Genomic DNA, 12,422 nt, shown 5'->3' with positions numbered 1-12,422 from the left:
GAGACCGAGTCGTGGTCACGGAGGCAACGATGGATCGAGCGGGGGAACGACGCCTCGCGGCACTCGCCGCCACTTTCACCGCTTCGATCGCGATGGCCTGGCTGTACTACACCGGGCTGCTTTGCAGCGACGATACGAGGTACATGATCGGAGCGATCAAGATCGCCATTGGCGAAAGCGTGTCGATCGGCTCGCTGGCGGAGCGCAGGGTCGCTCTGCTTCTCCCGGCAGCGGTGGTCTACGCGCTCACATCGAGCGTCGACGTTTCGATTGCCGTCTACAGCTTGTTCTATGTCGGCACAGCACTCGTCGCCTTTGCGATAGCGAGGCGGTTCTGGTCGCCCTGGCGAGCCGCCGCCGTTGCACTTCTCGCGCTGCTGCAGCCAGCGCTGTATCTCTACTCCGGAGGCCTGCTGCCGGACGTTCCGGCATCTTTCTTTCTCGCCGCAGCGCTTTATTTTTTTTGCCGTTGGGCGGAGGCGCAACAGTCGCGCGGTCGATTCGACAGCGTGGCTTCAGCGACGATGCTCGGCGCGAGCATCGCCACGGGTTTCGCAATCAAGGAGAGCAGCGCGGTCGTCCTCGTTGTCCCCCTGGTCTTTCTCTGCGTGCGGCTGGCGAACAAGCGGAACTCCGGGCGCGCACTCGTCGATCTCGGCGGGCTGGGGCTCGGGCTCATGGGCGTGCTGTTGCTCGAAGCCCTCGTGTTCCGCGCAACGGCCGGACAGTGGCATTCGAGCGTTGCCAGTCTCGCGGTCCCTCACGATCTCGGTGGGTTCGCAGAAATCCAGGGGCGGACGCCCATCGCCAGGTTGCGGACGCTCGCCGGACAGCTCGGTCTCCACACGTCGCTGCTGTTCGTTGTTGCGGCGATATCGTCGATACGGCTGGTGTGGGAAGCCTTGCGCGGGCGTCTGGCGACGGGCGAGATGCTCACGTGGCTTGGAGTAGTCGGCTTCTGGGCATGGCCGTTGGCGTATTTCACATTCGGGACCGCCTCGTTGAGCGAGTACCTGCTGCCTGTCATACAACAGCGCTACTACGCGCTTTGTATCGTGCCCGCAACGTTGCTCGTCGGCAGGATGTGGATATCCGTGGCCGCGCCCCGTTTGCGCAGCCGCGGCTTGCCGGCGGCAGGCTTCGCTGCGCTCCCGGCGCTGGTCGTCCTCGGAAGCGCACCGTATTTCGGTCACGAGCAGCGCGGCTTGATCTATGCCGCCGACGCGAAAGAGGCCTTCGAGATTGCGCTTTTCGATATCGGGAGCCGCTATCCGGACGTCCCCGTGGTGGATGTCGGCAGCGGATGGACCACCGACCTGAATCGATGCCGCGCGCTGCTGGCTTCCGATATTGGCGAGAGTCACCCTCAGCTGGTCGCCTCCATACGTGATCGGGACGATCTGCATGGGTGGTTCGGCTACCCGGATCCGTCCACGATCTCTCGTCCGGTGCTGGCTGTGGGGCACGGAGATTTTTTGAAGCAGCCCGATGTTGGCACAGTGGCTGGAGTTATCGCCCGGCGAGTTGCAGAAGGCGAGTTGGTGGCGGAGAAGGTTGGCCGCTATGGAGTGCGCGCAAAGCAAGACGGCGGGCGATGGTGGTGGCTGCCGCGGCAGTATGCGACGCAGCGCTCACTGCTCCACGAGCATGCATCGGCATTGTCCGCGCCCGAGGGGCACGAGCGCCGTCCCAGCGGACATGAGCCCGATTCTGACGCCCACGTGTACCTGGTGTCGCCCGCGCCCGCGGGTCGCGTCGAGTAGGTGCGGGGGGGCGGAGCCGTCGACACGCGCCGAGGTGCCGAACGCAACGATGCCGGGTACGAGGAGCATCTCGCACGGGACCTTGGAAAGCCGCTTGATGGCTCCGATCCCTTGGCCGCGGGGCTGCGCCGATCCGCCCCGGGGCCGCCCCGGGGCCGCCTTGGAGCGCTGGTTGGCGGTGGACTAGACCAAAGTCTGGGACCCAGGGGCCTCCCCGCGGGCTACGCTGGCGGCAAAAGCGAGGTCCCGCCATGACCTATGGGGATTTCTACCGTCGTTCGATCGAGGAACCGGAAGCTTTCTGGGCCGATCAGGCTCGCAACATTCATTGGCATCGGCGCCCGGACGAGATCCTCGACTATTCGAACCCGCCGTTCCGCAAGTGGTTCGTCGGCGGCGAGACCAACCTCTGCTACAACGCGGTCGATCGCCACCTCGCGGAGCGTGCCGACCAGCTGGCGCTGGTGGCGATCTCCACCGAGACCGGCAAGACCCGCGAGCTGACGTTCCGCGACCTCTACCGCGAGGTCAACGAATTCGCCGCGGTGCTGAAGTCGCTGGACGTGGGCCGCGGCGACCGGGTGGTTATCTACATGCCGAACATGGCCGAGGCAGCCGTGGCGATGCTGGCCTGTGCACGGCTCGGTGCGATCCATTCGGTGGTGTTCGGAGGCTTCGCGGCGCACAACCTCGCGTTGCGCATCGACGACGCAGAGCCGAAGCTGCTGATCGCGGCGGACGCCGGCATGCGTGGCGGCAAGGTCATCCCCTACAAGCCGCTGGTCGATGCCGCCTGCGCGAAGGCGCAGGCGCCGCCGCCGCACGTGCTGATCGTAGGGCGCGGCCTGGATCCGGACAATGCGCGCGTGGAGGGCCGGGACCTCGATTACTACGAGTTGAGCGCGCGCCACGCCGGCGCCGTGGTAGCGGTGGAGTGGCTCGAGTCCAACGAGCCCAGCTACCTGCTCTACACCTCCGGCACCACCGGCAAGCCCAAGGGCGTGCAGCGCGACGTCGGCGGCTACGCGGTGGCGATGGCGCTGTCGATGTGGTCGATCTACGACGTGCGTCCGGGCCAGGCGATGTTCTCCACCTCCGACGTGGGCTGGGCGGTGGGGCATTCCTACAACGTGTACGGGCCGCTGGTCGCCGGCGCTACGTCGATCCTCTACGAGGGATTGCCGACCAGTCCCGATCCGGGCGTCTGGTGGCGCATCTGCGAGAAGTACGGGGTGCGCACGATGTTCTCCTCGCCCACCGCGATTCGCGTGCTGAAGAAGCAGGACCCGGCGTGGCTGACGAAGTACGATCTCTCGGCGCTGCAGTACCTGTTCCTGGCCGGCGAGCCGCTGGACGAATCGACCGCGCACTGGATCACCGACGGCATCGGCAAGACCGTCATCGACAACTACTGGCAGACCGAGACCGGCTGGCCGGTGCTGGCGCTGATGCCTGGTGTGGAGATGAAGCCGGTGAAGTTCGGCTCGCCCGGGTTGCCGGTGCCGGGCTATCGCCTGCGCGTGATCGACGAGACGAGCGGCGGCGAGGCCGCGCCGGGCGAGAAAGGCGTGTTGGTGATCGACCCGCCGCTGCCGCCCGGCTGCATGACCACGGTCTGGCGCGACGACGAGCGCTTCCTGGCGAGCTATTTCTCGCACTTCCGGGAGTTGGTCTACAGTTCGCTGGACTGGGCGATCCGCGATGCCGAGGGCTACACCTTCATCCTCGGCCGCACCGACGACGTGATCAACGTCGCCGGCCACCGCCTGGGCACGCGCGAGATCGAGGAGGCCGTGTCCTCGTGCAAGGCCGTGGCCGAGGCCGCGGTGGTCGGCGTCGCCGACGAGGTCAAGGGCCAGGTGCCGGTGGTGTTCGCGACCCTGCGCGATCCGCAGGCGGACGAGGCCGCGCGCGACCGGGCCGCGAGCGACATGAAACGCGCGGTCGATGGCTCGCTCGGTGCGGTGGCGCGCCCGGCGCGGGTCTACATCGTCAACGCGCTGCCGAAGACGCGCTCGGGCAAGCTGCTGCGTCGCTCGCTGCAGGCGCTTTCGCAGGGCCAGGACCCGGGCGACCTGTCTACCCTCGACGATCCGGGCGCGCTGGAGGACGTGAAGCGTGCGTTGGCGAGGGACGCCGACTCCGGGAGTTGAGGCGCCGCCCTTGCTCGTTGCCGCGCCCCGGACGGACCCGTAGAGCGGAGCTTGCTCCGCTGCTTCTCCTCGAAAACCTTCGACCCCGGGGCAGCGGAGCAAGCTCCGCTCTACGAATCGGATCGCCCTAGAGGCCGTCCGCGACCGCCGGGTATGGGTGCGCGGGATCGATGTCCTCCGCCAGGGTCCAGACGATGTCTCGCCCTTGCGGATCCCGACTGAGGTGGATGCGCGCCGGCTCGCCCGGCGCGATTCGCGGCGGGCCGGGGGTATCGTCGAAGCCGGAGCCGGCGTCGGGCCCGGTCCCGCCGCCGATCGGGACGATGAACAGACCGCTGGCATCGATCACGCGTCGCGCCCGGGTCCCGGCCAGGTCGCCGACGTCGGCGATCCTGCCCCCGCGCCCCGCAAGCGGCTGCTCGAATCTCACCAGCAGGTCGGCGCGCGCCGCCGGCAGACCGGGCGCGGCGAGTATCCCGCCCTGGACGAGCAGGTCGGGCCAGTCCTTGCCGTTCTCGGGCAGGTCGGCATAGAGCGCGTGCGGCATCCCGCGGTGCCCGCCGCTCGCGATCGCGTCCAGCGCGGCGGCCAGCGCCAGGAAGTTCAGCTTGCGCAACGCCTGTTTCTGCGGATCGCCCTCGATGCCGCCCGATTCCACCAGCACGGTGCTGGTGCCCCACTGCGTCATCAGGTCGCCGAAGGCACGCGGATTGAAGCTGTCGTCCCAGCGCGCGATGCGGCCGGCGATGTACGGCTCCAGCGCCGTGCGCATCACCGCCGCCACTTCGATCGCGCGCGCGCGTACCGGATCGATGCCGCCGCTCGCGTCGTAGGGCGGCGCCAGCAGCGCGATCGCCACGCCGCGCTCCGAGTCGCCGGCGCGATAGCCCACGCGCTGGTCGTGCAGGTTGAAGCCGAATTCCGGCTGCAGGCGGTCGCGCAGCGATTTCAGCGCCCGCGCCTCCGGCGACGCCAGCGCACGCGCGTCGCGGTTGATGTCGATGCCCTGGGCGTTGCGTCGCTGGAACCGGGCAGCGCCGTCCGGGTTCATCACCGGCAGGAAGTGCAACGAGGTCCGCCGGCGCAGACGCTCCACCAGCGGATGGTCCGGGTACTCCCCGAGGAGGCGGAACAGGTCGGCCAGCGCCATCGAAGCCGTGCTTTCGTCGCCGTGCATCTGCGACCACAGCAGCACGCGCGCGCCGCCTTCGCCCCAGGCGATGTGCCGCAACGGACGCCCCTCGGCGCTGCGCCCGGCGTCCTCCACGGTGAAGCCACGGTCGTCCGCCAGCAGCGGCATGGCCACCTCCCACCATTGTTCGGGGGAGAACGTGCGCGTTTCCAGGCCCGGCACGCGCAAGTCGCGGTCGTAGCGGCGCTCCAGCCCGGCCAGCCACGCGGGCGGCGCGGGCACCGGCGTCGCGTCCGGCCCAGGCCGATCCGGATCGGCGGATGTCGTGGCGCAGGCGGTGCCGGCCATGGCGGCCAGCAACAGGGCGAGCGGGTACAGCCTGACCGGAAAGCGCATCGCGGGCACCGGAAGCGGAAGGGGAGAGGACGGTCCGCAGCGTCGGCGCACGGGGAAGCGATGTCAATCGACGGCGGCCGCGGAGTCCGGACGCGGGTGCGACTTCCTCCCGCCCGTCCGTTCCGGCCGATCCCCCTCGTATCGCGCGCGCGGCCGGATCAGCCGGCCGTCGGCCTGCTGCTCGAGCGCGTGCGCCAACCAGCCGGCGAGCCTCCCGGCGGCGAACAGCACCAGTGCCGGCGTCGCCGGAAGCGCGTGGACGTGGCAGATCGCCGCCAGCGTGAAGTCGATGTTGGGACGCTGGCCGCTGATGTCCTCGGCGCAGCGGACCAGCCCGTCGATGCGGCGCATGGTGCGGTTGCGCCCGCGCGCCTCGCGCAGCATTCGCAGCAGCTCCGCGGCCCGCGGGTCGCCGTCGGGGTAGAGGGCATGGCGGAACCCGGGCAGGTCGTCGCCGCGCCGCCAGCGCGAGGCGACCAGCGCCGATGGAGACGGCGAGGGCAGCGCGTCCTCGATCAGCGCGTAGGCGCGCGCGGTCGCGCCGCCGTGGCGCGGCCCGGACAGGGCGGCCAGCCCGCTGCAAGCGGTCGCGTGCAGGTGCGCACCGGTGGATGCCACCACCCGGGCCGCGAACGCCGAGACGTTGAGTTCGTGGTCCGCGCACAGCACCAGCGCCGCGCGCACGAGATCGGCGAACGCGGCATCCCGCGACTTCCAGCAGCGGGCGAGCAGGGCGTGTATCGGGTGGGGGGAGGGCCGTTCGGCGACCAGCAGGGCGGCGTTCTGGCGCAGCAGCAGCGCTGCGATCTCGCGGCGCACGGACGTGGCGGAGTTGAACGAGTGGCGTACGTCCAGCGCCAGCAGCGGGATCGCCGCCATCGCGCGCTCCAGCGGCGGGAGCGCGGCATCCCGGGCGATCGCCGCAACCCGCGCGGGCCAGCGTTCCGCGGGCGGAGCGGCGAAAGGATCCTCCGCGCCGCAGTCCCAGAGCAGCCGCGCAGCGTCCTCGAGCGTCGCGCCGTCGCGCACCGCGGTCACCGCCGACCGGCCGCGGTAGTACGGCCCGTCCGGCTGGATCAGCGAGATCCGGGTCTCCAGCACCGGCAGGCCGCGGTCCAGGCTCTGCGCGGCGCCGCCGGCGGCGCCGCGGCCGGCGCGCTTGCGGCGGGCCAGCCGCTGCAGGTCCTGGCGACTGTAGACGCGGCTGCGGTGGTCCGGGCCGGGCCGCGACTCCAGCAGTCCCCGGCTGACGTAGGCGTACAGCGTCGCCGGGGCGATGTCGAGGATGGCGCAGGCTTCGCGCGCGGAGACGAATTCGGGATGCATGCCGACATATTGATTGCTTCCATCAAGATTGATCAATACGTGGATCGGTGCCAGATTGTGTCCGCCCGACACCGGCGCGATGCGCGGCCACCGCCGTCCGCCCCGGGGTCGCTCCAGGAGGAATTCGATGAGCCAGGCTTCCGCAGGCGCCCGCTTCCGCGCCGCCCTCGCCGCCGAGTCGCCGCTGCAGGTGATCGGCGCGATCAATGCCAACCACGCCCTGCTGGCCAGGCGCGCCGGCTACCGCGCGATCTACCTGTCCGGCGGCGGCGTGGCGGCGGGCTCGCTGGGTCTGCCGGACCTGGGCATCAACACCCTCGAGGACGTGCTGGTCGACGTGCGCCGGATCACCGACGTCTGCGACCTGCCGCTGCTGGTCGACATCGACACGGGGTTCGGGCCCAGCGCGTTCAACATCGCGCGCTCGGTGAAGTCGCTGATCAAGGCCGGCGCGGGCGCCTGCCACATCGAGGACCAGGTCGGCGCCAAGCGCTGCGGTCACCGACCCGGCAAGGAGATCGTGGGGGCGGCCGAGATGGCAGACCGCGTCCGGGCCGCCGCGGACGCCAAGACCGACCCGGACTTCTTCCTGATCGCCCGCACCGACGCGATCGCGGTCGACGGCGTGGATGCGGCGATCGAGCGCGCGCTCGCCTGCGTCGAGGCCGGCGCCGACGGCATCTTCGCCGAGGCCGCCCACGACCTCGACACCTACCGCCGCTTCGTCGACGCGGTGAAGGTCCCGGTGCTGGCCAACATCACCGAGTTCGGCGCCACGCCGCTGTTCAGCCGCGACGAGCTGGCCTCCGCCGGCGTGGCGATCCAGCTGTTCCCGCTGTCCGCGTTCCGGGCGATGAACCGCGCCGCCGAGAACGTCTACGCCGCGATCCGCCGCGACGGTCACCAGAAGGCCGTGGTCGATACCATGCAGACCCGCGACGAGCTCTACGAGCGCATCGGCTATCACGCCTACGAGCAGCAGCTGGACGCGCTGTTCGCCGGCGGGCGCTGATGGCCGTGCGTTTCCGCCGGGCGCGGCGCGACGACCTGCCGGCGATCGTGGCGATGCTGGCCGACGACCCGCTGGGGGCAGCGCGCGAGACGCCGGAAGATCCCGGTGCCGACCACTACGTCCGCGCCTTCGAGGCGATCGCCATCGACGCCCGCCAGTACCTGGCCGTGGGCGAGGACGAGGCCGGCGTCAACGCGGTCTGCCAGGTCACGCTGATTCCCGGCCTGAGCCGCAGGGGCGCCACCCGCGCGCTGATCGAGAGCGTGCGCGTCGCCAGCCGCTGCCGGGGACAGGGCGTCGGCGAGGAGCTGCTCAAGCACGCGGTCGACCATGCCCGTACCTCGGGAGCCGCCATCGTCCAGCTGACCTCCGACCGCAGCCGCGCCGATGCCCATCGCTTCTACGAGCGGCTGGGCTTCGCGCCCACCCATACCGGTTTCAAGCTCGAGCTGCAGCCCGCCCGCTGCCCCGATCACGCAAGCGCCGCCGCTTCGCCGCGGCGCGAACACCAAGGAGACACCCGATGAGCGACGCCACCCCGAGCCCGGCCGGTTTCAAGCCGAAGAAGTCCGTGGCCTTGAGCGGCACCGCCGCCGGCAACACCGCGCTGTGCACCGTCGGCCGCAGTGGCAACGACCTGCACTATCGCGGCTACGACATCCTCGACCTGGCCACCAGCAGCGAGTTCGAGGAGATCGCCCACCTGCTGGTCCACGGCAAGCTCCCGAACATGGCCGAGCTGGAGGCGTACAAGACCCGGCTGCGGGCGATGCGCGGGCTGCCGGCGGCGGTCAAGGGCGCGCTCGAGCAGTTGCCGCCCTCGGCGCACCCGATGGACGTGATGCGCACCGGCGTCTCGGTGCTGGGCTGCGCCCTGCCGGAGAAGGACGACCACAACCATCCCGGCGCCCGCGAGATCGCCGACCGGCTGATGGCCTCGCTGGGCTCGATGCTGCTGTATTGGTACCACTTCAGCCACAACGGCCGCCGCATCGAGGTAGAGACGGACGACGACAGCATCGGCGGCCACTTCCTGCACCTGCTGCACGGAACGAAGCCCTCGCCCAACTGGGTGCGGGCGATGCACACCAGCCTGATCCTGTACGCCGAGCACGAATTCAATGCCTCCACCTTCACCGCCCGGGTGATCGCCGGCACCGGCAGCGACATGCACTCGTGCATCGCCGGCGCGATCGGCGCGCTGCGCGGCCCCAAGCACGGCGGCGCGAACGAGGTCGCGTTCGAGGTGCAGAAGCGTTACGAAACCCCGGACGAGGCCGAGGCCGATATCCGTGCGCGGGTGGAACGGAAGGAAGTGATCATCGGCTTCGGGCATCCGGTCTACACCACCGGCGATCCGCGCAATCAGGTGATCAAGCAGGTGGCGAAGGAGCTGTCGGCGGAGCAGGGCAACACCCGGATGTTCGACATCGCCGAGCGCCTGGAGACGGCGATGTGGGACGCCAAGAAGATGTTCCCCAATCTCGACTGGTTCAGCGCGGTGAGCTACCACATGATGGGCGTGCCGACGGCGATGTTCACTCCGCTGTTCGTGATCGCGCGCACCAGCGGCTGGGCGGCTCACGTCGTCGAGCAGCGCATCGACGGCAAGATCATCCGCCCGAGCGCCAACTACACCGGGCCCGAGAACCTCGAGTTCGTGCCGATCGACCGCCGTTCCTGAGGGACACGGGCGCCCCAGGGCGTGTCGCGACGCAGACGAAGAGAAGGGCCGCGCACCGCGCGGCCCTTCTTTTAGCTCGGTGGCCTCGCCGGATGCGCTACGACTTGCGCGGCCGGAGCGACTGCACCCGCAGGAAGGTGTGGTCGCCGATGGTGGCCACCTGATAGGCGTTGCGCCAGCTCGGGCTGGCGATCGCATGGGCCAGGAAGTGGCTGGCGCCGGGCACGATCTCGTTGCGCTCCCCGGGCGGCAGCGCCCAGTTGCGCTGCGACTCGATCGCCACGGTGACCGCCTGCGACCACGCCTCGGCATTGCCCAGGCGGGTACGGGGGGAGACGATCGTCGGGGCGAACTGCTTGCGCGCGGTCACCACCTCGCACATCGAATCGCCCCACAGGCCGCTGTCCTGGCGGCGCAGCGCCACTTCGGCCACGGCCTGCTGGCCGCGCGGCGACTGGTCGCGGGCCTCGAGGTACAGGGTGGTGCTCAGGCACAGCGAATCGGCCGCGGGCTGCGGCAGGATCGAGGTCAGCCAGAGGATCCAGGCCAGCTTCATCGGGTCGGACTCCTTGCTCCGTTGCGCCGGGGCTTGCACGCCGCCGGGGTGGCGGAGCGGTCCGGCATGGCGAATGGGCGCGCCCGGTCGGGACCGGACGCTCGCGATGGCTCGCGACAAGAAGGGCAGCGGCTCTATGGCGCTTTGGCCCCGGGTGGCCGGGGCGCTGGGCTGGCCGGCCGTGCCCACCGCATTCAGGCGGCGGGTCAGGTGCGCGCACCCTAAGGGGCGATCTCGGAATGTCTCCTGAACGGGGATCGCCGCGGCACTTGACCGGAATCCGATCCGCATCAGGCACTTGCAGGAGCCCGGCATCGCCGGGGCGCTCAGAGATCGGCCGCGACGGTGCTCCCCTGGGCGATCGCGCGCTTGGCGTCCAGCTCCGCGGCGACATCCGCGCCGCCGATCAGCAGCGCATCCAGGCCCGCCGCCCGCAGTGGCTCCCGGAGGTCGCGGCGGGGCTCCTGGCCGGCGCAGACCACGACGTGATCGACCTCGAGCAGCCGCTCCGCGCCGTCGATGCGCACACGCAGGCCGGCCGCTTCGACGCCCAGATACTCGACGCCGCCGAACGCCTTCACGCCCTTGGCCTTGAGGCTGGCGCGGTGGATCCATCCCGTGGTCTTGCCCAGCCGGGCGCCGGGGCGCCCGGCGCTGCGCTGCAGCAGCCAGACTTGGCGCGCGGCCGGCTCGGGGCGTGCCGGGACCAGGCCGCCGGGAACCGAGAAGCCCGGGTCGATACCCCATTCGCGCATCCACAGCCGCGGATCCAGCGCCGGCGACGGGCCGGCGTGGACCAGGTATTCGGCGACGTCGAAGCCGATGCCGCCGGCGCCGACGATCGCCACCCGCCGCCCCGGCACGACCCGTCCGCGCAGCACGTCGAGATAGCCGACGACCATCGGGTGGTCGCAGCCGGGAAAGTCCACCGCCCGCGGCTCGACCCCGGTCGCCAGCACCACGCGCTCGAATCCAGCCAGCGCAGCGACGTCGGCACGCGTGGACAGGCGCAGCTCCACGCCCGTCTCGGCGATGCGGTGGCGGAAGTAGCGCAAGGTTTCGTGGAACTCCTCCTTGCCCGGGATCCGCTTGGCGAGGTTGAACTGGCCGCCGATCTCGTCCGCCGACTCGAACAGGGTGACCCTGTGGCCGCGCTGTGCCGCGACCGTGGCGCAGGCCATGCCGGCCGGGCCGGCGCCCACCACCGCGATCCGCCGCGGCTCGGCCGCGGGCGGGTAGTTCAGCTCGGTCTCGGCACAGGCCCGGGGGTTGACCAGGCAACTGGCGCGGCGGTTCTGGAAGACGTGGTCGAGGCAGGCCTGGTTGCACGCGATGCAGGTGTTGATCGCCTCCGCGCGGCCCGCGGCGGCCTTGGCCACCCAGTCGGGATCGGCCAGCAGCGGCCGCGCCATCGACACCATGTCGACGTCGCCGGAAGCCAGCACGGCCTCCGCCACCTCCGGCGTATTGATGCGATTGGTGGCCACCAGAGGCAGGCGCACGTGCGGGCGCAGCCTGGCGGTGACGCCGGCGAAGGCCGCGCGCGGCACCGAAGTGGCGATGGTCGGCACGCGCGACTCGTGCCAGCCGATTCCGGTGTTGATGAGGGTGGCGCCGGCGGCCTCGATCGCCCGCGCCTGGGCGACCACCTGGTCCCAGTCCGACCCGTCGGGCACCAGCTCCAGCATCGACAGGCGATAGACGATGATGAAGTCGGCACCGCAGGCCTCGCGCACCCGCGCCACGATCTCGGTGGCCAGGCGCATGCGGTGCTCGAGGCTGCCGCCCCAGCGGTCGCTGCGGCGGTTGGTGCGCGCGCTGGCGAACTGGTTGATCAGGTAGCCCTCCGAGCCCATGATCTCGACCCCGTCGTAGCCGCCCTCGCGCGCCAGCCGCGCGGCCTGGGCATAGGCCGCGATGGTGCGCTCCACGCCGCTGCCGCTCAGCGCGCGCGGAGTGAACGGATTGATCGGGGCCTTGATCCGCGACGGCGCCACCGACAGCGGGTGATAGGCGTAGCGCCCGGCATGCAGCAGCTGCAGGCAGATCCTCGCGCCGTGGGCGTGCACCGCCGCGGTCACCTGGCGGTGCTTGCGCGCCTCCCACGGCCAGCCGAGCTTGCCGGCGAACGGCTTCAGCCAGCCGCTGATGTTCGGCGAGAAACCCCCGGTGACGATCAGGCCGACGCCCCCGGCGGCGCGTTCGGCGAAGTACGCGGCCAGCTTCGGGAAGTCGCGCGCGCGATCTTCCAGGCCCGTGTGCATGGAGCCCATCAGCACCCGGTTGCGCAGGGTCACGAAGCCCAGGTCGAGCGGAGCGAGCAGGCGCGGGTAGGGCGGGGTGGCCGCGGGCGTCGCGGCGGGCGGAAGCGGCATGAGATGCGCTGGCGTACGGCAGTCG

Annotated in this window: 9 protein-coding genes; 5 read left to right on the top strand and 4 right to left on the bottom strand. The window is 70.7% G+C overall.

Going from position 1 to position 12,422, the window contains the following annotated elements; translation table 11 throughout:
- The first annotated feature begins 29 nt into the window (after positions 1-29).
- Positions 30-1,763, top strand: coding sequence for a phospholipid carrier-dependent glycosyltransferase (locus H0E84_RS14770; protein ID WP_180679412.1), 1,734 nt, complete (start codon positions 30-32; stop codon positions 1,761-1,763).
- 251 nt (positions 1,764-2,014) lie between these two features.
- On the top strand, positions 2,015-3,916 hold the full coding sequence (gene prpE / locus H0E84_RS14765) for a propionate--CoA ligase (RefSeq protein ID WP_180679411.1): 1,902 nt from the start codon (positions 2,015-2,017) through the stop codon (positions 3,914-3,916).
- A 127-nt stretch (positions 3,917-4,043) separates the two neighbouring features.
- On the opposite strand, the gene H0E84_RS14760 is transcribed toward prpE, so the two are convergent.
- On the bottom strand, positions 4,044-5,444 hold the full coding sequence (locus H0E84_RS14760; RefSeq protein WP_180679410.1) for a M14 family zinc carboxypeptidase: 1,401 nt from the start codon (positions 5,442-5,444) through the stop codon (positions 4,044-4,046).
- A gap of 63 nt (positions 5,445-5,507) precedes the next feature.
- Positions 5,508-6,770, bottom strand: coding sequence for a citrate synthase (locus tag H0E84_RS14755; protein ID WP_180679409.1), 1,263 nt, complete (start codon positions 6,768-6,770; stop codon positions 5,508-5,510).
- A gap of 127 nt (positions 6,771-6,897) precedes the next feature.
- Here H0E84_RS14755 and prpB point away from each other — a divergent pair, with 127 nt between their 5' ends.
- The 3 genes from prpB to prpC are packed head-to-tail and all read left to right on the top strand — an operon-like array spanning position 6,898 to position 9,466.
- The gene (gene prpB / locus H0E84_RS14750; protein ID WP_180679408.1) at positions 6,898-7,782 is read left to right on the top strand and encodes a methylisocitrate lyase; all 885 of its coding nucleotides are present in this window, start codon (positions 6,898-6,900) and stop codon (positions 7,780-7,782) included.
- On the top strand, positions 7,782-8,309 hold the full coding sequence (locus tag H0E84_RS14745; protein ID WP_180679407.1) for a GNAT family N-acetyltransferase: 528 nt from the start codon (positions 7,782-7,784) through the stop codon (positions 8,307-8,309). The genes prpB and H0E84_RS14745 overlap by 1 nt, the downstream gene beginning before the upstream one ends.
- Entirely contained in the window at positions 8,306-9,466 is a 1,161-nt protein-coding gene (gene prpC, locus H0E84_RS14740) for a bifunctional 2-methylcitrate synthase/citrate synthase (protein ID WP_180679406.1), read from the top strand. The genes H0E84_RS14745 and prpC overlap by 4 nt, the downstream gene beginning before the upstream one ends.
- A 97-nt stretch (positions 9,467-9,563) precedes the next feature.
- Here prpC and H0E84_RS14735 read toward each other — a convergent pair whose 3' ends face one another.
- The gene (locus H0E84_RS14735) at positions 9,564-10,022 is read right to left on the bottom strand and encodes a cell wall hydrolase (RefSeq protein ID WP_180679405.1); all 459 of its coding nucleotides are present in this window, start codon (positions 10,020-10,022) and stop codon (positions 9,564-9,566) included.
- A gap of 326 nt (positions 10,023-10,348) precedes the next feature.
- Positions 10,349-12,397 (bottom strand): NADPH-dependent 2,4-dienoyl-CoA reductase, encoded by a 2,049-nt coding sequence (locus H0E84_RS14730; protein WP_180679404.1) that lies wholly within the window; start codon positions 12,395-12,397, stop codon positions 10,349-10,351.
- Positions 12,398-12,422 lie beyond the last annotated feature (25 nt).

This window comes from Luteimonas salinisoli (assembly GCF_013425525.1).
In the GTDB taxonomy this organism is placed as follows: domain Bacteria; phylum Pseudomonadota; class Gammaproteobacteria; order Xanthomonadales; family Xanthomonadaceae; genus Luteimonas; species Luteimonas salinisoli.
This window is presented reverse-complemented; position numbering and strand designations above follow the sequence as displayed.

Coding starts and splice junctions, on each gene's coding strand:
- H0E84_RS14770 (WP_180679412.1), top strand. CDS start 30: ATGGATCGAGCGGGGGAACGACGCCTCGCGGCACTCGCCGCCACTTTC.
- prpE (WP_180679411.1), top strand. CDS start 2,015: ATGACCTATGGGGATTTCTACCGTCGTTCGATCGAGGAACCGGAAGCT.
- H0E84_RS14760 (WP_180679410.1), bottom strand. CDS start 5,444: ATGCGCTTTCCGGTCAGGCTGTACCCGCTCGCCCTGTTGCTGGCCGCC.
- H0E84_RS14755 (WP_180679409.1), bottom strand. CDS start 6,770: ATGCATCCCGAATTCGTCTCCGCGCGCGAAGCCTGCGCCATCCTCGAC.
- prpB (WP_180679408.1), top strand. CDS start 6,898: ATGAGCCAGGCTTCCGCAGGCGCCCGCTTCCGCGCCGCCCTCGCCGCC.
- H0E84_RS14745 (WP_180679407.1), top strand. CDS start 7,782: ATGGCCGTGCGTTTCCGCCGGGCGCGGCGCGACGACCTGCCGGCGATC.
- prpC (WP_180679406.1), top strand. CDS start 8,306: ATGAGCGACGCCACCCCGAGCCCGGCCGGTTTCAAGCCGAAGAAGTCC.
- H0E84_RS14735 (WP_180679405.1), bottom strand. CDS start 10,022: ATGAAGCTGGCCTGGATCCTCTGGCTGACCTCGATCCTGCCGCAGCCC.
- H0E84_RS14730 (WP_180679404.1), bottom strand. CDS start 12,397: ATGCCGCTTCCGCCCGCCGCGACGCCCGCGGCCACCCCGCCCTACCCG.